This window comes from Pseudomonas sp. GL_090 (assembly GCF_057837765.1).
The window spans coordinates 3,084,992-3,110,128 of sequence record NZ_CM174452.1 but is presented as its reverse complement, the minus strand read 5'-3'; the positions used below and the strand labels follow the sequence as shown (position 1 = coordinate 3,110,128).

21 protein-coding genes are annotated in these 25,137 nt (G+C 53.5%); 7 read left to right on the top strand and 14 right to left on the bottom strand.

The features are described from left to right. Positions 1 to 2: 2 nt before the first annotated feature. The 5 genes from dndD to AC3ITA_RS13885 all read left to right on the top strand — a co-directional run bounded on the left by dndD (position 3) and on the right by AC3ITA_RS13885 (position 6,199). Positions 3 to 1,985 (top strand): DNA sulfur modification protein DndD, encoded by a 1,983-nt coding sequence (dndD, locus tag AC3ITA_RS13905; protein WP_489280674.1) that lies wholly within the window; start codon positions 3 to 5, stop codon positions 1,983 to 1,985. Further along, positions 1,982 to 2,344 carry a DNA sulfur modification protein DndE gene (gene dndE, locus AC3ITA_RS13900; protein ID WP_489280672.1) on the top strand — a complete coding sequence of 121 codons (363 nt, stop codon included), beginning with the start codon at positions 1,982 to 1,984 and terminating at the stop codon, positions 2,342 to 2,344. The genes dndD and dndE overlap by 4 nt, the downstream gene beginning before the upstream one ends. Positions 2,345 to 2,620: 276 nt before the next feature. Next, a complete protein-coding gene (locus AC3ITA_RS13895; protein WP_489280670.1) occupies positions 2,621 to 4,564 on the top strand; it encodes a ParB N-terminal domain-containing protein in 1,944 nt (647 codons plus the stop codon). Positions 4,565 to 4,568: 4 nt separating this feature from the next. Further along, complete coding sequence (locus AC3ITA_RS13890; RefSeq protein WP_489280668.1) at positions 4,569 to 5,768, top strand: hypothetical protein; 1,200 nt, start codon at positions 4,569 to 4,571, stop codon at positions 5,766 to 5,768. 119 nt (positions 5,769 to 5,887) lie between these two features. Then, positions 5,888 to 6,199, top strand: coding sequence for a DDE-type integrase/transposase/recombinase (locus AC3ITA_RS13885; RefSeq protein ID WP_489280666.1), 312 nt, complete (start codon positions 5,888 to 5,890; stop codon positions 6,197 to 6,199). A gap of 303 nt (positions 6,200 to 6,502) precedes the next feature. On the opposite strand, the gene AC3ITA_RS13880 is transcribed toward AC3ITA_RS13885, so the two are convergent. The 5 genes from AC3ITA_RS13880 to AC3ITA_RS13860 form a co-directional block, all read right to left on the bottom strand. Further along, a complete protein-coding gene (locus tag AC3ITA_RS13880) occupies positions 6,503 to 7,801 on the bottom strand; it encodes a tyrosine-type recombinase/integrase (RefSeq protein WP_489280664.1) in 1,299 nt (432 codons plus the stop codon). Between the two features lie 156 nt (positions 7,802 to 7,957). Further along, positions 7,958 to 8,272 (bottom strand): hypothetical protein, encoded by a 315-nt coding sequence (locus tag AC3ITA_RS13875; protein ID WP_489280662.1) that lies wholly within the window; start codon positions 8,270 to 8,272, stop codon positions 7,958 to 7,960. Between the two features lie 602 nt (positions 8,273 to 8,874). Further along, a complete protein-coding gene (locus tag AC3ITA_RS13870; RefSeq protein WP_224789994.1) occupies positions 8,875 to 9,222 on the bottom strand; it encodes a hypothetical protein in 348 nt (115 codons plus the stop codon). A gap of 331 nt (positions 9,223 to 9,553) precedes the next feature. Next, entirely contained in the window at positions 9,554 to 10,465 is a 912-nt protein-coding gene (locus AC3ITA_RS13865; RefSeq protein WP_489280659.1) for a 2-hydroxyacid dehydrogenase, read from the bottom strand. 25 nt (positions 10,466 to 10,490) lie between these two features. Further along, positions 10,491 to 11,471 carry an isopenicillin N synthase family dioxygenase gene (locus AC3ITA_RS13860; RefSeq protein ID WP_095942145.1) on the bottom strand — a complete coding sequence of 327 codons (981 nt, stop codon included), beginning with the start codon at positions 11,469 to 11,471 and terminating at the stop codon, positions 10,491 to 10,493. Positions 11,472 to 11,662: 191 nt separating this feature from the next. Here AC3ITA_RS13860 and AC3ITA_RS13855 point away from each other — a divergent pair, with 191 nt between their 5' ends. After that, complete coding sequence (locus AC3ITA_RS13855) at positions 11,663 to 13,699, top strand: NADH:flavin oxidoreductase (protein WP_150672559.1); 2,037 nt, start codon at positions 11,663 to 11,665, stop codon at positions 13,697 to 13,699. Positions 13,700 to 13,804: 105 nt separating this feature from the next. On the opposite strand, the gene AC3ITA_RS13850 is transcribed toward AC3ITA_RS13855, so the two are convergent. From AC3ITA_RS13850 to AC3ITA_RS13815, 8 genes are all read right to left on the bottom strand, one after another. Then, complete coding sequence (locus tag AC3ITA_RS13850) at positions 13,805 to 14,581, bottom strand: pyrroline-5-carboxylate reductase family protein (RefSeq protein ID WP_489280657.1); 777 nt, start codon at positions 14,579 to 14,581, stop codon at positions 13,805 to 13,807. Continuing rightward, positions 14,571 to 15,278: a TetR/AcrR family transcriptional regulator gene (locus AC3ITA_RS13845; protein ID WP_095942148.1), complete on the bottom strand. Its 708-nt coding sequence runs from the start codon at positions 15,276 to 15,278 to the stop codon at positions 14,571 to 14,573. The genes AC3ITA_RS13850 and AC3ITA_RS13845 overlap by 11 nt, the downstream gene beginning before the upstream one ends. 227 nt (positions 15,279 to 15,505) lie before the next feature. Continuing rightward, positions 15,506 to 16,285: an SDR family NAD(P)-dependent oxidoreductase gene (locus AC3ITA_RS13840; RefSeq protein ID WP_150672498.1), complete on the bottom strand. Its 780-nt coding sequence runs from the start codon at positions 16,283 to 16,285 to the stop codon at positions 15,506 to 15,508. A 102-nt stretch (positions 16,286 to 16,387) separates the two neighbouring features. After that, entirely contained in the window at positions 16,388 to 17,305 is a 918-nt protein-coding gene (locus AC3ITA_RS13835; protein WP_489280654.1) for a DMT family transporter, read from the bottom strand. Positions 17,306 to 17,340: 35 nt separating this feature from the next. Next, positions 17,341 to 18,354 carry a GlxA family transcriptional regulator gene (locus AC3ITA_RS13830; RefSeq protein ID WP_172435295.1) on the bottom strand — a complete coding sequence of 338 codons (1,014 nt, stop codon included), beginning with the start codon at positions 18,352 to 18,354 and terminating at the stop codon, positions 17,341 to 17,343. Between the two features lie 220 nt (positions 18,355 to 18,574). Then, positions 18,575 to 19,921, bottom strand: a complete 1,347-nt coding sequence (locus AC3ITA_RS13825) for an NAD(P)/FAD-dependent oxidoreductase (protein ID WP_489280651.1) — start codon at positions 19,919 to 19,921, stop codon at positions 18,575 to 18,577. Continuing rightward, positions 19,918 to 21,435 (bottom strand): aldehyde dehydrogenase, encoded by a 1,518-nt coding sequence (locus AC3ITA_RS13820; RefSeq protein WP_489280649.1) that lies wholly within the window; start codon positions 21,433 to 21,435, stop codon positions 19,918 to 19,920. Before AC3ITA_RS13820 ends, AC3ITA_RS13825 begins: the two co-directional genes overlap by 4 nt. Beyond that, positions 21,428 to 22,339, bottom strand: coding sequence for a dihydrodipicolinate synthase family protein (locus AC3ITA_RS13815; RefSeq protein WP_414927612.1), 912 nt, complete (start codon positions 22,337 to 22,339; stop codon positions 21,428 to 21,430). The genes AC3ITA_RS13820 and AC3ITA_RS13815 overlap by 8 nt, the downstream gene beginning before the upstream one ends. Before the next feature lie 483 nt (positions 22,340 to 22,822). Between AC3ITA_RS13815 and AC3ITA_RS13810 the strand changes: the two genes are divergently transcribed. Beyond that, the gene (locus AC3ITA_RS13810; RefSeq protein ID WP_095942231.1) at positions 22,823 to 24,058 is read left to right on the top strand and encodes an aromatic ring-hydroxylating oxygenase subunit alpha; all 1,236 of its coding nucleotides are present in this window, start codon (positions 22,823 to 22,825) and stop codon (positions 24,056 to 24,058) included. Positions 24,059 to 24,172: 114 nt separating this feature from the next. Here AC3ITA_RS13810 and AC3ITA_RS13805 read toward each other — a convergent pair whose 3' ends face one another. Beyond that, positions 24,173 to 25,126, bottom strand: a complete 954-nt coding sequence (locus AC3ITA_RS13805; RefSeq protein WP_172435296.1) for a LysR family transcriptional regulator — start codon at positions 25,124 to 25,126, stop codon at positions 24,173 to 24,175. Positions 25,127 to 25,137: the final 11 nt, after the last annotated feature.

Here is a 25,137-nt window from a genome sequence, read left to right as displayed (position 1 = left end):
TCATGGCAAAGTTAACGATCAACCACATTTCTATTGAGAATTTCGGTCCATTTCGCGAGCAGCAGACTTTCGACTTGACCGTTCAAGCCAAACGCCCCGTTATTCTGATCAAGGCTCTAAACGGAAGCGGGAAAACAACATTGCTTACCGCGCTTCAAATTGGTTTGTATGGATACAAAGCAATAAACCTGGCACGACGGTCCGAGTATGAACAATTAATCAATGGGCTGCAGCGTAAGGATGCTACCGGGCCTGCGCGAATTGAGATGCAACTCGGCATTGAAGTGGGTGATTACACTCAAGTACTGACGATTCGTCGCGAATGGTTGCCCAAGGAAAAGGGCTGCCGAGAGCAGTTTCGTGTTTTTGCCGGGCATGTGGAAGACTTGGCGCTAGCTGAAGATTGGGATGATTTTATCAACGGCATCATGCCGGCTGAGCTAGTACACCTGTTTCTATTCGATGGTGAAAAGATCGAGGCATTGGCTAACCCTGAACGCCTACCGGATCTGCTACGTCGGGCAACCGAAGTCTTCCTAGGAGTTGGGGGAATTGATGCTCTGGCTGCAGACCTTAAGGCTCTAGAGCGCCGCGCTAGTAAAAGAGGCTCGGCAGTCGCTGGTGGTGATCAGCAACAGGTCGACGAATACGAACTGCAGCTCAAAGAGCTGGAATATCGTATCGAAATAATCTTGCAGCGCCAGGCGCAGGCAAGAACAGAGTTGGATGATGCTCAAAGAAAGCTGGAGGGCTTCTCTATCGAAGCTCAGCGCAGTGGTCTGCAGGCCTACCAGCAGGCTGCAGAGTTGCGCGCACGTGTCGAGCTTTGCGAGCTGCAGCACAGACAAGCACGTGCTGCTTTAGTTGAAGCTCTGGAAGATCCGCTGCTACCGCTTGCATGGCTGGGGCCTCTCTGGTCTGGCTACGAACTGCAGTGGCAGAGCGATCAGCACGCCAGGCATGCGCAGTTGCTGCTCAAGGAGTTTGCTAGTCGTGACCAGCGAATCTTGGCGTTGCTGGACCAGAAATCGCCACAGGCTCAATCTACGGTTGCAGAATTACTGGCGACTGATCTGCAGGCGTTACAAGCTGTCGATCAATATGTGCCGACGTTCCTTCCGGGAGGTGATCCAGCAGAATTAGAACCACGGCTACAGCAAGCCAAGCAGCGTTTGAAGGCCGTGCAAGAAACTGTTGTGGTCACTCAGCATGCCATGGAGGAAGCCCAGTCCGCGGTGGATCAGATACCCGCGTATGAGCAACTCGGTACAGTCTTCGAGGCGATGCAGAACCATACTCAAGCGGTGGCGACTGCTGAGTGGAAAGTGCAGGAATTAAGTCGCGAACTGGAAGAGCTACGAGGTAAGCAGGTCCACTTTAACTTGCGTTATAACGCCGCAATGGCGCGTGTTCGCGCCGAACTCAAGGAAGGCGCTTTCCAGTTTATTGCTATGGAGGCCGCTGATCGCGCCAAAGATGCACTTAACGTCTTCCGGGCGCGCCTGCTTGCGTCCAAAGCACAATGGTTATCGGAAATGATAACTTCCGAATTTAAACAATTATTGCGCAAACGTAATTTTATCGCTCAAGTGCTGGTCGAGCCGCATACTTACTCGGTGTCCATTGAAGATATCAACGGCCATACGTTGCCAATGGAGCGTTTATCAGCCGGCGAGCGGCAACTTCTGGCTATCGCAGTATTAAGTGCATTGATTCGAGAGCGTAAAGGTCGCTTCCCGGTTGTGGTGGATACCCCTCTGGCACGTTTGGATCGCAAACATCGCGAGGCCTTGATCCACAATTTCTTTGCCAAAGTTTCACACCAGGTTTTGGTGCTTTCTACGGACGAAGAGGTTGAAGGTAGTGTCCATACTGCTCTAGAGCAACATATGAACCGAGAGTATGAGCTAACCTTCGATGATGACAGTCGCCGGAGTATTGCTAAAGTAAGGGCTCATCAGTTCCATTTGGAAAGCGTCCAATGATTGACCGAATTCGTCTAACCGCTGCCGCAAAAATTCAGCTATCTACATTAAAACGTAAGACAGGTATAGAACATTACAATTCTATTTGTCGGCATGCGCTTTGCCTTTCACTGGCTGAGCCATCAATGCCGCCAGAGGAGGAGTTTAGCTATAACGGCGGAGTTGAGATAGATTGGAAAACGTTTACGGGCGGATTTGATGAGCTGTACATCAATTTGTTATTGCAGCGTCTTAAGCAAGATGGTGTTGCGGCAAGCTCGGAAAGTATTAAAAAACTGTGCGCCGGTCATTTACACAGGGGGCTTTCTTATCTCGCAGGTCGGGGTGATAGTTACCTAGCGGATGCCGTCGGAAAGTGAGTTGGTTAACTTGCCCTGCTTGCTAGATATTCGACAGCAAGTGGACGAAGCTGGAGGCGAGCGGGTGTCTGCGTCTGGGATGTGGCAGGCCCTAGGCGGAAGGCTTCATCCCGGTTTCTTCAGTGATGGCAGAGTTGATTTCTTTGGGGCAAGGCGCCGGCGAGCGCAGACGGGCAGCAGCCTGCCATGATGTGAGGCTGCAGGTTTTACCGTCTGGCTTAGAGTCAGATGATCAGGCAAGATAACGCCATTAACTGATCTTAAGGATGACAGCATATGGCAATGCCGCCGGGCCCTAGAAGTGTTGACATTTTTAGCTTGAAATTGCGGGGGTCGTTTGGCCGGTTTCAAACCGACTCGAGCCATACGCTAAATTATCTGTCAACGACATTTCGCATCGGCCAGCTCGACAAGCTGCAGGTGGCAGCAGATGTTTTCAATATTCGCCGTGTTGCCTTCGAGGAACTTATCCAACGGGATATTGATCATTCTCGAGTCGTCCGGATAGCGGAGGGTTACCTGAAAATGGGTGCCCAGAGGGCCGTATTCTTCCCGCCTTTGCTGGTGTGTCTGGCGGTCATGGACGGTGATAACGGTCTCAAACCAAATTACGACTCAGTCACTCAACAACCGATTTCGGAAGGAACACTGCGTACGGTCTATGATCGCGATGGTTTTCAGCTTGATTTATACCAAGCCGAACAAGGGCAGGGTGGGCGGGTCATAGAGTGGCTGGGAGAGTCGGTAGAATTTTATGACTACGCGGCCATGCTCGGAGTTAATCCAGAGCGTACGAAGCTGGTCACTCTGGACGGGCAGCACCGGCTTCAAGCGCTAAGGCTGCTCAATAGCCAGCCGGAAACCAGAAAGGTCGTCGCTAACATTGAACAGCCTGTTTGTATTGTCTGGATGCCTTTGGCTACAGCGGAGGGCGATGAGCAGATTGTCAAAGACTTGCGCGACATATTCGTAACCGTCAACTCAGAACCACAACGGGTCAGTGGGCATTTTATCTTACTCCTAGATGACTCAAGTAATGCGGCCTCTGCGGTGCGCTCCTTGGCCAACAAATGGAAATATGATGTGGCGCCAAATGATTGGAGCCGTCTCCATCTATTGGAGTGGAACACCCGAGAAAATCAAAGCACAGACGCAAGACTACGACCTTTCTCTATTACCACTGTGTCGATTGTGGCTTCTATACTTGAGAATCATTTGTTTGGAGTTCCGCGTTTAGGCGCAGCGATGCTGAAGCTCGGAGAGTGTGAGGCAGAGCTTGAAGGGATCGATCCCGAATTTGACCCTTCGGGAATGCGGAACCAAGTGCCAGGTTTGCGTGTAGATCCTATCATTCGTAGACAAATCGAATTACATCTGACTCCCGCTCTAGATGTTATATTGCGTCAGTTACGCCCCTATCAAGAGCTTGAAACTCGGTTAGACAAGGCATTTGCTAAGGTTAAACAACAGGCGGAGCGTGGTAATCCTGCGAGTGCAAGCCTGACTACTTATCTCGGTCGGTTTGTGTATAACGAACGCGAAATGTTCGACGAACTGGCTCAGGGCGCCTGGGGAGTATTCAAAGCAGATACCCAAATCCCCGATAACGACATCATCTATATGCGGCAAGCCTTCCAGCAAGGTTACATGCGTTTCTGGTTGACACTAGCTCGCGAGTTGATACATCAGGGAGTTGACAACATGCATATTGCGCATGCTGCAGTAGCCGCGTCTAATGTGTTCGTGGCGTCTCACAACTTCGACTATTTGAGTGAGCATCAATTATATACGCGTCGCGTGCTTTGGAAGAACGACACCATCAACTTCAGTGCGAATTGGGCTAGAGACGCGTGGACCGATGTACAAGTCGCTGCGCTACTCCGTACCGATGTCCGCGAAACCTTAATGGAGCAGCTCAAAACCGCGATGACTGAAGATCAGCTCAGGAATTTTGATCGACGTTTGTACGCTTTGGGTACGGAGGCCGCGCTTCGTTACTCCTCAACGTTGCTTGATCAGATATTGCGCGATGTTAAGCGTAACCTGGCTGATTTTTTTGGCGAAACCGAAGCCGGCGCTCTTAGGGATATGCGCAAAAGCGATCCCGTTGCCTTTGAAGAGATTACTGGAAAAATGGCCATGGAGAAATTTGAAGAGGCACTCAGCCGCTTCGCCAATCAACTCGAACAAGTGCCGGCTGACCTCTGGCCTGTGGAGTAAGGTTGTGTTGTGGACAGAAGGAGCTTCAGTAGAAGATACCCGCATCGTTTATGTGAAGCATAGTGACATGGACGAGGCGATACTCAATATTAGTTGTGGCAACTGGCCCGACGTGGAGCAGGTGGTCCGAGTACTCCCTGCGGGTTGCACACATGTCGCTGTTATTGATGCTCTGGTGCGTTTGCAGAGCATTAATGACTGTGTTCGGCAACAGATCGATACGCCAGCTTTCGTTACCGCCATCGCGACTTTACAAGCGTCGGTTCGAGATATAGTCCAGTCTGCCTGCGAATTGTTAATCGGATTGAGGCGTTTCGATGTTAATGCAGTATGCACCTCGGGCGAGCGTCTAGAGATTTTCGGCGGTGCATCGAATGCTCTACCTGCGAGCTCGCAGCGTCTATTGGTCAAGCTGGCACAGTTTGCTACAGAGTTTGGGCGGACATCATTACATGAGTGGACTCTGCCAGCCTTCTTCGTCCATGACGATGCGTTGCCTAAACATCGAAATTGGTGGAAGGAACCCTCGTCGCTGGCTGGCTCGTTTGAAAGGACCAACCAACGCTTCGCCGCCATCCTGACAGGTGGAATTCCCCCCAGCTTGCAGAAGGTCAAGACCTGGATAAGAACAATTGAAGAAGAAGCCGCCGGTTTGCATTTGGAGTCTACTTCCACGCAGAAAGAATCTGACGTTTTCCGACAGGCATCCGCTTTCATGACCATTTCTGCAGATATTCACCATGCCAATAAAAACCATGTGCTTGCGCTTCTCTGTTTACATAGGGCTACTGAATGGCTCCTTGCTGCTAAGTGTGCAGATCAAAACATGCTGGATTTTACTTCGCGTAGCGGAGCGCGAATGGCTTCGGGGAACAAAGATAGGATCAGTTTTGACGCTTTACTCACCGCGTTCGCTAATGGCGGACTAACCCTTAATGGCATGATGAATGATTTCGTTAAACTGAATTCGTGGCGGAATCTTTTTGCATATACACATCACATGTCTTCTCCTCGTCCAGTTGACGCTGATAGTTTGTTCTTTAGGATTCGGGATGGTTTGCCAAGTATTGCTAATGGAAAATGGAAGAAAGCGGTGAAGGTATTAAGCCAACCTTTGCCAGTGGCATTGGAGGATATGCTTGATCCCAGCGGTGATTTGCGAACTACATTTTCCGTACACTCTGCAGCATCTTTGGTCATATAGTCAGCTTGCCTGATCATCGCAATCCGCTTTACTGGTTTATGATCAATTATGAATAATTCGTTTATACCCTGAGGGTGATTTTAATCGCGAGGGAGCTTATTTTCGGGTCACTGTACGCTGTGACGTACATCAAAGTTGTTCAGCGATACCTGTATTCCGCGGCGGTTCTGGATCTGTTCGCTCGCCGGATTGTGGGGTGGTTGCTGTCGATGATTTCCAATGCCAAGCTGACCTGCGAAGCGTTACGAATGGCAGTCGAGCTGCGGGGAAGACCAAAAGAAGTACTGTTTCACTCTGATCAAGACTGCCAATACACCAACCATAAATTCAGAAATGAGATGCGCAAGCAGGGACTCTTGCAAAGCCTGAGTCGCAAAGGTGAGTGGCGGGACAACGCCCCGATGGAGCATTTCATTGGGAGCCTTAAATAAGAGTGGGTGCTAGAAGACGGCTGCAACTCGGAGCATGAAGCCCGCGTAGATGTACAACGCTACATGATGCGTTGCAACAACATCGGGTTCCATAGGTACAACGGCTACTGCTCGCCGATAGTTTTGGAGAAATTGGTAGCGTGAAAACCGTAGCCGGTGAACAGAATTACTTGACCAATTCATTCATGCTCCTAGACGCACCGCATGGACGCGCTGAGGCGGTTTGGTGTAAATCGTCCCCGAACCGCGGTTAGTCCTGAACGTAATGAACAGCAGAGCCCGGCTTGCTTTTTTAGCTAAATCCTAACCTCTGTCTTTAATTCCGAGCCCTTTCACTGACTTAGCACGATTCTGATCCAGCGAATTGTAATAGGTGTTCTGAGTCGTCGACATACTTTCGTGGCGTAGGTCAGCCTGGAGATCTTTGATATCGCGAAATGGTGCGTCAAATGTAGCCGCCGTGTGACGTAGCCAATGTAGGGATGCCGATCGAAGCTTGTCCATCTCTAAGTCAGTTTGTCCCTCGTCCTTCATGCGCTGAAGTGATTTATCGAACACCATCTGAATAAGGGCACGAATGTAACGATCTGACAGGCCAGCTCGACCTCCGACCGTTGTGACTAGTGGAGTACTCTCCTTGTGAGACGGCAGCGGTGGAAGGGAGAGGGTGGTCCGATATCGCTTCAAGTAGGCTTCAATGTATTCGTCCCGCACACTAATTTTCGCGGCCTTGTTGCCCTTACCAACAACGTTGAACCACCAGTTTTCACCGTCGTACTCGAACGAACCCATTGTAGGCTTCCAGTTGTCCCGACCGACGAGATCAGACACTCGGAGGTAGAGAGAAAAGAGGGTGGCCACAATAAATAGCGTCCGTTCATGTTGAGGTTCCTCCTGAGCCATGACTTCTGCGGTTTCAATTACATAATTCCACTGGAGCGGAGTGAGTGCTTTTCCAGAGTTCATCACCGTGTTGCGCTGTTTAAAATTGGATTTTTGTTTGACGGCTCGAATTGGATTGGCTTCAGTGGTCAGCCCTTCGTCAATGGTGTACTGGAAAAAACTGCCACAAACGGCAAACACCTGGCCCATCGAGCCGGCAGACATTTTGTACGCTACGTCATCTACATCTTTACTATTCTCCGCAGCAACCTTGCGGATCTGTTTATCGATCTTGACGTTAAAAGGGCGCCATTTGTCGTTGATGATGTAGGTGTCAGTTTCAGCAGCTTTACGACCACCAACCCGGATAAATCTTGATTTGACGACAGGACCGATCCACCCAGGTCGGGGCTGTAAGCAAAACTCGAGGAAACTCTCACAATCGTGGCGTTTGAGCTCCAGAAGCGGCTTTTTGGCTATCAGGAGAGACCACAGCAGAAGGCGCTCAACATGGGTACGATATGAATTGAACGTGGCTTCGTTATTTGAATAGGACTTTAGGAATCCGCGAACCCCGAGGTAACCATCTTGAGCCTTTAGTTCTGACGGAAAGGAGAAAAGGTACTGAGTTACAACAGGTAGCTCATCAGACACACGACTGAAATTCAGGTCTCTAAAACGCTTGTAGGTGTCAAACAAAGGAATCGGAGACGCAGGCATGTGATAACCAGGTTAGAGAATGGAACGGCTGATGTGATGTTAAGCAACGCCCTAGCCATCTGCAACAACCGGGTCTGCGCGTTATCGGTTATTACATAGATCAGTTAACGGGTGAAGGCTACGGCAGGTCCGATGGACGTTGCCGCAGCCATGAAGTCAAGCCGGGGCGCCGGCCGGATTTCCCCCATACTCCTGCTGATCCTGAATCAAGGCTTCAGTAACCTTTTTGGTGAGTGGGGCACGAGTTTTACAGTCCTCATACAAGCTGACCAGCACCTCCACCGACTGAGCGTTGTAGATCTGACCACTCGAACTCGTGCTGGTCATCTGGGTTGCTACCGTTGCCGGCGTTACACCTGCCTCGATCAAAGCGGCCACTCGTTCAACGGTATTACCCGCGCGCGAACCAGGGGTGTGAACCTTGTCGAGCAGATCCACGACCTGCGACGGAAGTAAGTTTTCAAGAGACATTCGGCTTCCCTCAGTTATAGGCACGAAGCTGCGCCGTAACCTTGATAGGGCAAGTGACGTCAAGTTTCAAGTGAGGTCGTCCAGGATTTCATCGGCAGCAGGCGTCCATTGAACCTCGTCCTCGATTGCCGTAATTAAGCGGAAAATGCGCGTACCATCGTCTAATTTTTTACCGAATATTCCACCTATGAAACTGCTCGTAAAGCCGGCCATACAAGGGTTCGAAGGAAATCAGCGATAAAAAACGCACATCTAAATCACCGGAAAGACACCAGTAATTAACCGGAAAAAAGCAGTTAATTCACCGGAATCGAGTCGACAGCATCGTATGCAGCATAAAATTCTAGTCCCGATTCCGGTGAATTAACGATCACTGCGGTGACACCTAGCAAGCCATGCAGATTTTCTTCTTGAAAATCAGTCACAAAAAAAATAGCAGGGCATTCCGGTTAATTTCGGACGCTGACAAATGTGGACCTCTGAACGTGAAGCGGGGATCTGCCTCAATACACGATTTAACATAATATACATTATGCGTAACGTCCAATACGGATGTGGGAGCATCTGGTGGCCAGATTTGAAGCACGCCCAGGCCTCGATCACTACCGGGTCGGAAAATTTCCGCTGCTCGACTCATACCGATACCGGCTGTTGGTGAACACGTCGCGGAATCTCTCAAAGGAACCTTCCTGGCTGTCCAGGGCCAAGCTGCTCCGAATCGCTTCGAGCATCGCATGGAACAACGTCAACAGATCGTGCTTATCAGGAGTTTTACGGCTGGCTTTGTCGGCGCTTTGCAGATGCTGGTGAGCTTCGGCCAACGCTACGGCGTCGAGTTTGTAGGTCTCGCCGGATGTACCTTGATGCTGGTACGGAAATAAAGCTCTTGAGCAGGATTTCCATGCCAATCGCCGCATTGACCTGGACAACGTGCGGTAGGTTTTGCGCATTCAGAACCTCAGCGGCTTTCAGGTAATTGTGAGCGCGTTGAAGCATCCAGCTAGGAAAATGATCCATTGCATACTCCTTTGAATGGCCGCCGTGGATGGCTGGAGCCATTTATTTACGGGGCTTGTTATCGATTACACCTGTGCTTTGAAGATATCGCACATATTTGGAAGATAGCGAATAAGGATGAGTTACCTCTGGATCATCTGGTCAACTCCCCTCCTTCATTAATAACCAGAAATTATAACTAAACTAAACAACCATTTAGTTGAGCTAAGTTATAGGTCAGTATCGATGGTATTCGACTGGAGCTTCCACTCTTCCTCTTCCTAACTAATAGCCTTTAGACCGATCAACCACATTCAACAGAGGCATTCCTTCACGCTCTCTTCGAAGATTCTCAACTATCACTGCCACACCACCTTCAATCTGCACATCGCTTGCAACATGAGGGGTCAGGAGCACTCGAGGGTGTTTCCAAAGTGGGTTGTCTTGAGAAGGAGGCTCTTGTACCAGGACATCCAGTACGGCTCCTCCCAAACGGCCTTCATCCAACGCGGAAAGCAAAGCCGTTTCTATAACGTGGGCGCCACGTCCCACGTTAATCAGTCCAGCTCCATGAGGCAGGCAATCGAGCCTCGCGGCATTGAGTATCCCATCTGTTTCGGGGGTCAGTGGCAACATGTTCACTAGGATGTCGCACTGCCCTAAAAACGCCTCCAGTTCGTCCGGGCCGACGTAACAGTGACCACCGGGCACTTCCTTCAAAGAGCGATTCCAGCCACTGAGCTGAAATCCCAATGGCTGAAGGCGATCAAGCGCGGCGCGTCCGAGATTGCCAACCCCCATGACACCAACACGCCGCTGTGAAGCATGCACGATTGGTCGAGGTTGCCAGCGACCACTGCGCTGATCCACTTGGTAAGCGAGGATGTCTCGATGCAAGGCAAGAACACCAAACAGAACATACTCGGCCATAATGTCAGCCATCGAGCTATCTACCAGCCGTATCAGCGACACGTTAGCAGGCAAACGAGCCAGATCGAACTGATCAACTCCAGCCCCGGCAGCGTAGAGGAGTCGAAGATTACCAAACTGCTCCGCAATGTCGGCAAGAGGCACCCAAGCCAGGATGTAGTGCACCTCTGCCGGGTTACCGATATCAGGCCATTGGCGGAACTCTAGTTCGGGGGCGAGCGTTGACAGGCAATCTCGCCATTTCTGCACATCGGCGGGGTCGGCCATATACAGGATGCACATAGAAAACGCCCTATTCGACTTTCAGATGCGCATAGCTATCAACGAAACGCTTAAATTTGTGTTTACCACAAGTGTACGCTTCATACTTCGCGGGTAGAGCCTCACTCACGCAGGTTGGCACAGGCTCAACAACCGCATCGAAGTCCAAATCAATAAAGAAAGGTATTGAATAGCGCTCTAGACCGCTCGTATTGATGACGCGATGCATTGTCGAGGTGTAGCGATCGTTGGTGAGGGTTTGAACCAGATCACCAATGTTGACGATAAAAGTGCCTTCAACGGGTGGGGCAGTAACCCACTCCCCTGCTCGGTTCTTGACTTGTAAACCGCCAACTGTGTCTTGAGACAGGACTGTCAGGAAGCCGTAATCCGTGTGTGCACCAATACCGATCTCTTCCAGGGAGACCTTTCCTGTCTGAGGCGGATAACGCAAAACGCGCTGAATAGTGATGGGCTTGCGTTGGCGTTGTTCAAAATAATTGTGCGGCAAATCCAGACTCAGCGCGATGCCGCCGATGAGCGTTCTCGCAAGCGCCAATACAGCTGAATGATAAGCCTCGGCAACCGTTTCGAATTGCGGCAGTCCGGACGGCATTTGATTAGGGCCAAAAAACGGAGAAACTTCATCGTAATGGGCGCCGTAATCAAAGCACTCTTTGAAGTCGCGCGTATTGGCAGGATCTACGTTTTCCGCATACATCGGGATGTAACCACGTAGCGTTAGCCCGGAGTTCACGATATTAAGTGTGTTCTTCTCTTCGGATGGAAGCTTGAAAAAAAGTTTGGTGAGCCTGTACATCTCGTCTATCAGTTGCTGCGAAACGCCATGGTTTTTTATATAAAAAAAACCCACCTTTTCGCACGCTTCGCCTATCTGGCTTGCCACCCGCAGCGGATTTTCGCCGTTTATGAGTGGCGAAATATCTATGACCGGGATTTCAGTGAAGGCAGTTTGTTTGCTGGCCAAACGAATATCAAATAACTCAGTCACGCTTCTCTCCTTCTAAATGGATGACAGACGCGGACGAGCTACATTCGTCCTTGTTTGGGCGGATGTTAATCCTGGTTTTTTCGGCATGCAAGCAAAATGTACACCTGTGTCATCGAGCGTTGACACAGGTGTACATTTATCCTAGTTTTAAGTCACCGAGCCTGATGAAGCCCACTTTGGAGCGCACCACGATGTCCAGCGATCCCTTGCTGCAACCTTATAAAATCAAGAATCTGACCCTCAGAAACCGGATCATGACCACCTCCCATGAACCGGCCTACCCTGTGGACGGCATGCCCAAGGATCTCTATCGCGCCTACCACGTGGAGCGCGCCAAAGCCGGTGTCGCCCTGACCATGACTGCCGGTTCCGCTGCCGTATCCCGAGACAGCCCGCCGGTGTTCAACAATGTGCTCGCCTACAAGGACGAAGTAGTTGGTTGGTTGAAGGACCTGACCGATGAATGCCACGAACATGGCGCGGCAGTGATGATCCAGTTGACTCACTTGGGCCGTCGCACTCGCTGGGACAAGGCCGACTGGTTACCGGTGGTGTCGCCGTCACACCGTCGCGAGGCGTCGCACCGCTCCTTCCCGAAGAAAATGGAGGAATGGGACATCGAGCGGATCATCAAGGACTATGTAGACGCCGCGGAACGCATGAAGGCGGCAGGTCTCGATGGCCTGGAGCTTCAGGCTTACGGGCATTTGATGGACCAGTTCTGGTCGCCGTTGACCAATGATCTCGACGGCCCTTACGGCGGGTCGCTGGAAAACCGCATGCGCTTTACCTTCGACATCCTGCGTGGCATCCGCCAGCGTGTAGGCGAAGATTTTCTGCTGGGCGTTCGTTACACCGGTGATGAAGAACTGCCTGGCGGCTTCACTGCCAGCGAGGGCATGCAGGTTTCTCACATGCTCAAGGACAGCGGACTGGTCGACTTCCTGAACGTCGTGCGCGGTCACATCGATACGGATGCAGGGCTGACCGATGTCATCCCGATTCAGGGTATGCGCAACTCGCCCCATCTCGATTTCGCTGGCGAGATCCGCTCGTCGACAGGCTTTCCGACCTTCCACGCGGCGAAGATTCCCGATGTCGCCACCGCGCGCTACGCGATCGCCTCGGGCAAAGTGGACATGGTGGGCATGACCCGCGCGCACATGACCGATCCGCACATCGTGCGCAAAATCATCGAGAAGCGCGAAGAAGACATTCGCCCCTGCGTGGGCGCCAACTATTGCCTGGATCGCATCTACCAGGGCGGCGCGGCCTACTGCATCCACAATGCAGCGACGGGGCGGGAAACCACCATGCCTCATGACATTCCCAAAGCCGCCGTCAAGCGCAAGGTGCTCGTGGTCGGTACCGGCCCTGCCGGGCTGGAAGCGGCGCGGGTCGCCGGTGAGCGCGGTCATGACGTGACGGTGCTTGAGGCCGCTGACCAACCCGGTGGGCAAATTCGTCTGACCGCGCTGAGCGAGCGTCGTCGCGAGATGATCAGCATCATTGATTGGCGGATGGCGCAATGCGAACGGCTGGGGGTGAAGTTTCACTTCAATACCTGGGCCGAAGCCGACACTGTGCAAGCCTTCGAGCCTGACGTGGTTATCGTCGCGACCGGCGGCCTGCCGGATACCGAGGTGCTCAGCAAAGGCAACGAACTCGTGGTTTCAACCTGGGACATCATTTCCGGCGACATCAAGCCCGGTCGCAACGTACTGATCTTCGACGATGCAGGGGATCATGCAGCCCTGCAGGCCGCCGAGGTCATCGCGCAAAGCGGTGCGAGCGTCGAAATCGTCACCCCTGACCGCTCGTTCGCACCTGAAGTCATGGCCATGAACCTGGTGCCCTACATGCGCAGCCTGCAGGACCTGGACGTCACCTTCACCGTGACCTACCGGGTCGATACCGTGGAAAAACGTGATGGCGGGCTCGTTGCAACCTTTGGCAGCGATTACGGACAGGTTCACAAGCAGCGCGTGGTCGATCAGGTGGTCGTCAACCACGGCACCCTTCCGCTGGACGATTTGTACTTCGACCTGCGTCCTCTCTCCACCAATGGCGGCGCAGTAGAGCAGCATGACCTGATCGCCGGCACGGCACAGAACATCGTCACCCATCCCGAAGGACGCTTCCAGCTGTTCCGGATCGGCGACGCCGTGTCTGCTCGCAACACCCACGCGGCCATCTACGACGCTTTGCGCCTGGTGAAAGAAATCTGAATCCCTGGCACGTCTGGCGCGGTCAAGGGCCGCACGGAGCATCCCATGACGCCTTCTGCAGTGAAGGCCCTTCAGCGGGCCTTCACTGTATATCCCCTGCCCCGGCTACATTCCCCGCCGCGCAACCTCAGCGCCTGCATTGACTGCCCGCCCCACAATGGATTCGATATCCTGATCGGCCATCGACTGCAGCGCTGCTGCCGTCACACCACGGTAAGCCATCAACGACTCAATCATTTGCCGCGGATCGCGGCAGGCAAGCATCTGGCCGCCCCCCACCACCACGCCTTGTGCAGCGCGCTGGGCGATGGCAAGGGGAATTCCCGCAGCCACCGCCTGATTAGTCAGTGCCATTTGCAACATTGCCGGAAAGGCCGGCCCAGTCCCGGACAGCGCGCTGAGGTAATCGATACAGTCTTCATCAGGCACTTCGTCCGCTGAACCCACGCACTCGAACAGTCGTTGCACCCACTGGCGATCGCGTTCAACAAGGTTTCCGGTACAGTGCCAGGGCGTGAACGACTGCCTGATGTCCACGGCCGCATTCGGCATGGCCCGCACCACTGCATCCGCACCGGTGGCCGCGCTGATGGTTGCCGCCGGAACTCCGGCCATCAGGGAAATCACCAGCTTGCCGCGAACGTTGATCCGCAGTTCACGAAACTGCTCCGGCCGAATGGACAGCACGACAATATCGCTGAGGTCCACCAACTGCTGGTTGTCGGCCTGCAGTCTCACGCCTGGCTCGAAGGTACTGACGCCGGAGCGGTTCGAGATCAGCAAACGGTCAGGCCCGATGAACCCGCTATCGAGCAGCGCCTGGGCGATAGCGCGGCCGAGCCAGCCGGTGCCCCCGATGATGCCCAGAGTTCTATTCTCCATCGGCAGTCGACTCCTCGAATGTATCGACCAAGGGAACGAAAACGCCGGGCTCTTTTTCCGCGTAGCCGAACTTTCCATAAAAGCGGTCCAGCTCGCGCCGCTTGGGTACTTTGCCGGTAAACACACTCACGTACTGAGGAATCCGTCGAAATCGTACGACGATATCTTCATTGGTTTTCATGGAGATGTAGCCGATCTGCGTGAGGTAGATCGTCCTGGCCCGAACATCGGCCCCCTCGCCGTCGTAGCCAAACCGTCGAAACATCGCGGCCAGGGCATTCATCCGGGTTTCATCGGCCAGAGCGATTTCAGCAGTGACCTCGTCCGATTGCAGCGCCCAACTGCGCACGGCAAATTCGAACTGCGAGTCGAACAGTTCAGGGTTCACCCAGCATTCGAAGACATTTAGAATCGCTTCGGAAATACTTTCTGCGTAACTCTCGCATTGGCTGACCATACCGCCGGTGTTCTTGTCCCGCCATCGAGCCAGGAGTGCCGCGAGCAGCTGTTCGCGATCTTCATAGAACCAGTAAAAGCTGGTACGGGACAAATTCAAGCGTTTGGCCAGCGGCATCACCCGCACAGCATCCACACCCGACTCTTTAAGAGCATCGTAGGCGGCGTCCAGCCAAACATCGACGGAGCCTCGCCAGCCGGCATCCTGCGCTTTGGTTTTCGCCCTTCCTGTCTGTGACATTCGGGTGCACCTTTATTTGAAAATTCTTCGCCACTGTACACCTCAGGATCTGTGGCGTACACGGCATGTACAGGGGCGTACATTTTCGAGACGCTCGATCGATCGATCTCGGGCGGGACGGCATTCGCTGCAATGCCATTGCTCCAGGGTGGATAAATTCCGCGTTGAGTGATGCATATCTCGCCGCTCAAGTTGATCCGCGTGCGGTGCGCCAGGCGTCGCATTCATTACTTGGGCGCTTTGTTCTCTCTCAAGCAATTGCCACCATCGATCACCAGCAAATCACCGGTAATGTAACTGGACTCAGGTGAGGCCAGGAACGTAACAGCAGCAGCAACTTCTTCCGGACGACCAGCCCTGCCAACCGGAACATACTTCGCTGCATTCTCTTCCTCTGGAGTGCTTGACCCTGTGGCGATCCAGCCCGGCGCGACCGAATTCACAGTGATTCCATAGCGCGCGACCTCAAGAGCCAGGCTCATGTTCATACCTACCATCCCAGCTTTGGCCGCAGCATAAGCAGCCTCTCCTGGATTACCTGCCCGAGTGCCAGTCGTGGAGCTGACATTGACGATACGGCCGTAGCGTCTGTTACGCATCCCCGGCAAAACACCACGGGTCAGCAAAAAGGCGGTTGTCAGATTTCGAGCAATCGAAAGATTCCAGCTATCGACACTCATGTCCGCCAGATCGGCAAAAGGCTCCGGATGCCCCTGTGCGGCCATGCCGGCATTGTTCACTAGAATATCAATTCGCCCCCATACCGATTCGGCCCAGGTGGTCAGCTCAAGGACTTGATCCTCCTGGCTCAGGTCAGCCGCACGCCCTTGCACTTCAAACCCTGTGGCACGCAACTCCTCCACTCGATCATGAATGCGAGCGCTGCTGCCAGTGACGATCAACCGTACGCCCAAGCTGCCCAGGCGCTTCGCAATCGCAAAGCCAATTCCACGCTCACTACCGGCGCCACTGACAAGCGCTACCTGCCCACTCCAGTCCGCAACCATCGCTTTTTGCTCCTGTCGTCCGGGATAAGTCCCTGACCCCTTGGCAGTCTAGGGGAGAGAAATCAGCTGAGCCAATCCGTCTCGAAAGGATAGATTGAGTGTTCACGCCTTGGCTTTAATCGCAAACAGCCCACCGATAATCACCAACGCTGCTCCGACAACTACCCATGTGTCAGGGCGCTCGGCAAAGACGATCACACCAATCAACGTGGCGAACACCAGAAGCGCATAGTTGAAAGGCTGCAGGGTAGAAGCGGTTGCGTATTTCAGTGCTTGAATGAACAGAATCTGAGCGACTACGCCCGTCAATGACAGGATCCCCATCAAGAGGCCCTGGACCGGAGTCGGAGAAACCCATGCGGGTAGCCCCGCAAATGTGACTGTCAGGGCACCCACACTTGCCATAAAGAGCATGTTCGTAGCAAAGGCGTCGTGCTGGCTAATCCGGCGCGTCAGTACGTTGAACACCGCGAATGCTAAAGCAGCCAGCAGGGGAATCAGCGCCGCGAGTTCAAAAACGCCCGCGCCTGGTCGAAGGATGATCAGTGTCCCGGTGAACCCTATGGCGGCGGCAATCCAGCGCCGCAGACCTATGAACTCCCCAAGCACGGCCCCCGCCAATGCCAGTGCCATCAGCGGAAATACGGCATAGAGCGCATGCATTTCGGCCAGGCCCAAATATCGTAGCCCCACTGCAAACAGTATGGTTTCACCCACGGCTAACAGCGCTCGAATGATTTGGAGCCAAGGGTGCTTACTGCGAAATGACTCTTTGCCCCTACCTTGGTAGGCGGCATATCCGAGGGCAAAAACGACAAACACCCAATAGCGCACCATGACCAGTTGGGCAACCGGGAAGTCTTTGACAAGCAACTTGGTTATTCCGTCCTGGCTCGCAAAGATAAGCATTGAAAGCAGGCATAAAAAAATCCCGAGTTGGGGCCTTGCGACGCCAGGACTCGCAGCAACGGTGGGCGCGGCATTTTTTGTTCGGTCACACTTCAATCGCAACTCGGTCATGCCCTCCTCCCTGATTTTTTTCGACAGCCCGGTTTTTACTTCACCATCCGCGTTTCTCTCGAAGGCCGGTAACCGAAGTACGAGCTGTAGCATTTACTGAAATGGCTCGGTGAAACAAAGCCGCATGCGACCAGCACGTCAACCTGAGACAGCTCTGTGTGCTGAAGTAATCGCCGTGCTTCGGTAATACGCAATTCCAGGTAATACCGTTGCGGCGTGGTACCCAGTTGCTCTTTGAACAAGCGCTCTATTTGTCGACGGGAGCGTCCGGCATAGACCGCCAGTTGGTCCATTTGCAACGGTTCTTCCAGGTTGGCGTCCATCAGCTTGACCACCTCTTTGAGGGGGGCACTCAACGAGATATTCTGTGTCGGTTTGATACGCCGATACCGCGACTCTTCGAAAGACAGAATGTCTTCGATGCCCTCGACAAGTGCCTTGCCGTGCAGTCCTTTGATCCACTCGAGAGCCATATGATAGGCACCCGCGGGACTCGAAGCCGTCAGCCGGTCTCGATCCATGACAAATGCTTCACTGGTGACATGCGTGACTTTTGAAATTTCTGCGAGCGCAGGTCGGTGTTCGGGATGAATCGCACAACGATACCCCTCAAGCAAACCTGACACGCCCAAAAACCACGCCCCATTCCACAGTCCGGCCAGGGTGATACCCAGTTCCGATGCCGTTTTAAGGATGCTGATCAGCTCGTGATTGACTTTGAGTTCGGTGCGATAGCCGCCGCATATCACCAGCAAATCAAGGTCTTTGAGTGCTGCCACGTCCAAACGCGCATCCGGTCGAATGACCAGGCCAAGGTCGCTGGTCACCTCTCCGTCCTGCACCCCGAAGGTTCGTGAAGAGAACAACGTTGGACGCAAAAGGTTGGCAGTGACTATCGTATCGAGCGCTTGCGTAAATGCAGGCAACGAGAAGTGCTCAAGCAGTAAAAATCCTGCCCGGGCATGGGCCGTCGGCTCACTCCGGGTCTCTTCCACATAGCGCAGGTTTTTGCCTTTCATACACCCGCTGAAATCTCGTCGTTCGATCACTTTACGTCTCGCTTTTTTACCCTGACCTGTTCTTTGGTACACAGGGTAACAAATGGCCAAGAGCGCTGCGTGCAGCTTATGGCTCCTCCCCTGCCATTCTTGGCCTCGGCACCCATCGCAATGATGTCCGTGATAGGCACATAAACACTGACAGTTCACGCTCGCGGATCTGAATCGAAAAAATGCTCTCCATATAGGAAAAGCCACCAACTTAAACTTGTTAACCTTCTCGCCCGGCCCAAAATTCATGCCAGCGAATGACCGAACTGACACCCAGCTTCGTTATTATTTGGGGGGGGAGCCTGCTGGGCCCTGGCGCGTGACTGATACTTTCCAAAAAATCAGAACGTATACCCGAAGCCAATTCCGCCGCCATTACACCTGCCAGAGTGCTCTTGACCGTTCCCAACCCATTTTCGCAGCAAGCCGAATACAGGTTTTCTTCGATCTCGCCAAATGCAGCGGCGCTGTTACGACTCAAACACAGACGGCCGGCCCAACTGAATTCCAACGCAGTGGATTTCAATTCCGGAAAGCGGGCGTCCAAGGAGTGTCGCTGCTCCTTGGCCACCGCCGCTACACGCTGTGGTGTGACCTGGATACTCGGGTCATAGGTGAACTTTGTCCGGATGACGATACGCGAGAGACCGTCCGTAGAGATTTTACGAACAGTCGCTCCCATTGGATCGGCTGGCAACAATGCCCACTTGGCTCTACCCGGCACGTCTTTCTTGAATGCATCATCACTGTACGCGGCCGTCATGGAGGCGTAAGTGAAGACGTGCAACAGGCGTCCTTGATAATGTCCAAAGTCTTCAATGTGCCCGTTAACCCCCAAAATGACCTTGGGTGCGTGCACCGTCCCGTTATGAGATCGAGCGCTCCAACCGCTTCCCTGCCTGGTCAACTCAATAATCGGAGAGCGTTCGAACAGCGTGATTTTCCCTTCCAGCCCTGCTGCCAGGTCTCTAATGTATTGCGCGGGTTGAATCAACACTGCACCGGGCGTGTAGATCCCACCGTGGTAATAGGTGGACCCGGTGATTTCGCGCATTTGCGCGGCATCAAACATCTCGAACTTCTCGCCGATGCGCTCAAGGGATTGAGCGTAATTGACGTTCAGCTTCAATCCCCGCTCAGTGGCGGCCGCGTTGATCTTCCCTGATGGGTCAAAGGTGTTTGTGGACATGCCGTACTCGCGTGCGGCTTGCGCGGCAAAATCAATCGCAAAACGATTTTGCGTGATTTCCAGCGCCGTTGCAGACTCACTCGCCACGGAGTATTCCCCGGACGACAGACTGTGCGGCACATCGATCATGAAACCAGAGTTCCTGCCTGCCGGCCCCTTGGCGACTTCATGAGCATCGACCACAACAATGCTGTCACCGGGGTGTAACTGTGAAAGTCTGCGAGCGGCGGACAAGCCGGCAAAACCGGCACCGATAATCAGCCAGTCCGCCGTCACGTTTCCATCAAGCATGCGGACAGGCGCAGTGCGTGCGGAAATCGCCTCCCAACCCGAAACCCCGGTATCTACCGGCAGGCGCTTGATGGTATGGGTGCTCATTTTTCGGTCTCTTCATCCGACCGATCAGACACATCGATCCAGATTGTTTTGATTTCGGTGTACTGGTCATGGGCAAAAATGGATTTGTCCCGACCGCCGAAGCCCGACTCCTTGTAGCCGCCGAATGGCGTCGAAGCATCGCCCTCACCAAAGCAGTTCACCGTGACGATGCCCGCGCGAATTTCCCGCGACAACCTGATCGCCCGGCGCAGACTGGCGGTGTACACCGAGGCTGCCAGGCCGTAGACCGTGTTATTGGCCAGGGCAATCGCTTCCGAGATCGTATTGAAGGTGGTGACCGAAAGAATCGGGCCGAAGATCTCTTCCTGAAACAGACGGTTGTCTGGACCGACACCGTCTATCACGGTCGGCTCTACGAAGGCACCGTCTTTGGTCGCACCACCGTAAACCACTTCAAGCTTTCCGACGGTGGCGTGCTCAAGGTACGACTTCACTTTTGCGAAATGCTCAGGGCTGACCAGCGACCCTACGCGGTTTTCCGGATCAAGTGGGTCGCCCATCTTCCATTCGCGGATGTAGGCGCCCATGCGCTCCAGCAGCTCGTCTTTAACAGACGCATGGACGATCAGACGCGAGGTCGCGGAGCAGTTCTCGCCCATATTCCAGAACGCGCCATTGACGACATGCTGAGCGACGAGATCCAGGTCTTGCGCATCGTCCATCACCACGGCCGGGTTTTTCCCGCCGCACTCAAGGACGATGCGCTTCAGGTTCGAATCGGCGGCGTAATGCAGGAAGCGGCGGCCGGTCGCAGTGGAACCGGTAAAGCTCACCATGTCGACGTCGTTATGCAAGCCAATGGGCTCGCCGACCTCTTTGCCCGTGCCGGTCACAATGTTGAGGACCCCGGCGGGTATACCGGCTTCAAACGCCAACTGAGCAACGCGCAACGTGGTCAGTGATGTTTGTTCGGCAGGTTTGACGATGACCGAACAGCCCGCAGCGAGCGCCGGGCCGATTTTCCAGGCCAGCATCAGCAGCGGGAAGTTCCAGGGCAATACGCAGCCCACCACGCCGATCGGCTCCCGGACCACCATGGTCAGCGCGTCGCTGCCCACCGGGGCGGTGTTGTCATAAATCTTGTCGATCAGTTCTGCGTGCCAGCGGATCGTGTGGATGGTGTCCGGGATGTCGACCAACTGACATTCACTGACCGGTTTGCCGCTATCGAGACTTTCGAGAACGGCCAGTTCGTGTTGATGGCTTTCAAGCAGGTTTGCAAACTTCAACAGAACCGCTTTGCGCTCCCGAGGCGAAACAGATCTCCAGCGTCCATCCTCAAAGGCCTCCTTGGCATTGCTCACCGCGAAGTCGACATCATCGGACGAACAAGCTGCGATGTCGGTCAAAAAGGCACCGGTTGCCGGATTGTTCGTGGCGAAGGTTTTGCCAGAGATCGCGGGCTTGAACGCGCCATTGATGAACGCCCTGGATGGCAGCGAAATGTCTTTGGCCAGAGCAGCGTATTCGGCCTTGCTCAGAAGATCACCCATGGCTGGCTCCCGAAGTAATGTTGGCTACGTTACGTTTGAGTTCAGTAATGACCGACGCGAAACGCTGTTTTTCGTCCGCTTCAAGTGGCTGCAACGGCAGGCGCACGTTACCGACGTTCAATCCGGCAACTTCACAGCCGTACTTGATCGACTGCACGAACTTGCCACCGTCCAGGGCATTCATCAGCGGCATCATTGCCGACATGATTTGACGGCCTTTGTCGAAGTTCTTTTCGATCACGCAGGCTTCATAAAGCGCAACGTGTTCCCTGGGCAGGAAGTTGGAACCTGCGCACACCCAACTGCGGGCGCCCCAGGCAAAAAACTCGAGGGCCTGGTCGTCCCATCCGCAGGACAAGGCGATATTGGGGAACTGCCGGGCCAGCCTATGCACCTGGCCCATGTCGCCGGAGCTTTCCTTGATGGCGATGACGTTTTTCGATTGGCTGACACGCGTGAAGTATTCTTCATCCATCGAAACGCACATGCGCCCCGGATAGTTGTAAAGCATGATCGGCAAGTTCGCTGCGCGATCGATAGTGAGCGCGTGAATCGCGTTTTCCTGTGAGGTTGGCAGCGCATAAGGCGGGGACGTGACAAGAATGGCGTCCGCTTTGATCGATTTGGCATCCTTGGCGTACTGAACCGCATCTTCGGTGCGAATCGCCCCGGTACTGACGATCAGTTGCACCCGCGTGCCAATCACGTCTTTGGCGTAGGCCGCCAACTCGGTGCGTTCTTCCGACGTCTGCGCATAATACTCGCCGGTCGACCCGCCGATAATAATGCCGTGCACCTTCGCCTCAATCAGCGACTCCAAAACTTGGGAGTACACATCCCAGTCAATCTCCCCATCAGAGTTATAAGGAGTTACTGCTGGCGTATAGATACCTTCAAATTTCAAGATAAATGCTCCGAATGGGAGTTAGGTGGAAGATCAACGAACGCGTCAGCTTTAATGCCTTGAGGCGCGATAAAGATCTCTATGCTTTACGGGACAGTTCCCAATGCTCAAGCACGAGATCGCCAGAGGTTGTTTTACTGACTAAGTACCGTTAGCTGTTGAATCCAGACTGGCATGGGGCAATAGAGTGGTCAATAGCGTGTCTTCCTCGCATAGACATCTTTAAAGCGATATAGCGCACAGAGTCGAAAAATATTAATCCTTTAAAATCAATTGATTACGAACAGCATCTTAAAGCTACGCTATCGATCGATAACATTTGTTTATGCATTGATAAGCGTAAAAGTTTCTTGTTGGGGTGTGATTGCAGACGTAGTCTTTACAACAGCGATATTTTATCGGCGAAATGACGTTACCCAATATCGAGATTGATGCAAACAATGGTCTTTTGTCGTCCCTTTGGTATTTTGGAGTGTGTTGACCGTGAGCACTAAATCGGCAGTTTCAAATCTTGTTGCGCAGCGCAAGCCTGACCATGCGCTGCCAGGTACCCTCTATAGCGACCCAGATGTCTACAGGCAGGATCTGGAACAGATCTGGCACAAAAGCTGGATCTTCGCCGGGCACACATTTGAGCTGGAGAAGTCGGGTCAGTACCTGTCGCTGCAAATCGGCGATTACCCTGTCGCGATCGTCCGTGGCGCAGACAAGCAGATTCGTGCATTCCACAACGCTTGTCGTCATCGCGGCTCCAAGGTATGCCCGCAAGCGAGCGGCAAGGTCGCCAAGCTGGTGTGCCCTTACCACAAATGGACATTCGAACTGGATGGCAGACTGCTTTTCGCCGGAAACATGGGGGAGGACTTCGACAAGTCACAGCATGGCTTGAAGTCCGTGCATTGTGAGGTCGTCGAAACGTACATCTATGTGTGCGTCGCTGATGTGGCGCCTGACTTTTCGTCATTCAGAAAATCTCTGACGCCTTTCGTTGCGCCTCATAACCTGGACGACTGTAAAGTCGCGTTTGAGTCGAACATCATCGAGAAAGGTAACTGGAAACTGGTTTTCGAGAACAACCGCGAGTGTTACCACTGCGATTTTACTCACCCGGAATTGATGCACTCATTCGTCGACAACCCATCAGTGGGTGGCGCCGGAGGCGATGAGGATCTTGAACTCAAAGAGCATTGGGATCGTTGCGAAGCGGCAGGCCTGCCCAGCCGATTGGTCATGGACGAAGACGGTCGCTTCCGCATGACGCGCATCCCCCTTTTTTCCGGTGCCGTCAGCTACACAATGGATGGCAAGCCTGCGGTTGCCGGTCGCTTGGACACAACCGGTGAAGCCAACATCGGTGCGCTGCTGTATTTCAACTACCCATCGACCTGGAACCACTTTCTGGGCGATCACGCGCTGAGCTTCCGCGTTCTGCCCATCGGTCCGGGCGAAACGTTGGTCACTACAAAATGGATCGTCAAGAAGGACGCGCAGGAAGGTGTCGACTACGACATCGATCGCCTGACCAAGGTTTGGCTTGCAACCAATGACCAGGATCGCACCTTGGTTGAAGGCGCACAGGTCGGCGTCAGCTCTCCTGCTTACGAGCCGGGCCCATTGTCGGTGGCCAGCGAAATTGGTGTGTGTCAGTTTGATGATTGGTACTGCAAAACGATGCTTGAGCAACTCAATGACACGATCCCGTTAAGATCTGTCGGCTAAGAGCAAAACTGCCGGTGGTGAGAACCACGAATGATCACCACCGGCATACCCAAACTTCTCCCCTCCTCGCACCCCGAGTCACGGCTCAATCAGCACTCCTGTATTCCAGACAGCTCAGGAAAACTGGGCGAGAATCCAGTCTCGTAGCCGACAACACGCGTCGTCATTGATCCGGTCTTCACGAAATGTCAGATAGTGCTGACTTTCATGGAGAACCACTTCCTCTTCGATCGGCCGAATCAGCGTGCCGTTTTCGATCAGGTTTGCAACCAGGTGATTCCATCCGAGGGCTACACCCTGATGGGTCAACACCATGCTGATGACCAGGTTGTAGTCGTTCGCGTTGAAAACGTGAGGGCTGTCGTGGGGGCGTTTCTCGATATCAACATCGTGATAAGCCAGCCAAACGCCCCAGTCAACGTGCTCCGCTACCTGGGATCTGCCATAGGGGCTGAGGTTGAGCAAAACCCCGTCGCGTAACCCTTCCAGGCTGGACAGCTCAGGGTGCTCCTCTTTGTAGCGAGGTGTGCACACAGGATAGATGACGTCATGAAACAACGGATAACTGCGGTAGCCATCCTGAATCCTGGCCATTTTGGTGATGAAGATGTCCGGAGTTACACCCGGTTCCATCGACAAAAAGTTTTGAGTGGTGACCAGATTGAGGTCGATGTCTGCGTTCTTGGTAAAAAAGCCTGGCAGCTTCGCTGCGAGCCAAAGAGCTGAAAACGCGGGAGAACAGCAAAGCGTCAACGTGCGCTTGCCTGCATTGTTGGTGCGAATGCGCTCCGCCGCCTGGGAAATGTTGACGAAAGATAGCTGTGCCGCATCAAAAAAGATCGATCCGGCTTCCGTCAACTCGACAGCTCGCCCCACCCTCTTGAAGAGATCCACCCCAAGGTACGCCTCAAGCTCACGAATCTGACGGCTGATCGCCGCTTGAGTAACACACAGCGCTTCAGCCGCACGCGTAAAGCTCTGATATTTGGCGGCGGCTACGAATGACTTCACTGCTTTCAGAGACGGCATTTTCAGCAGCGTCATGTCTGGATCGATGTGCTTAACCATAACCTAGAGTA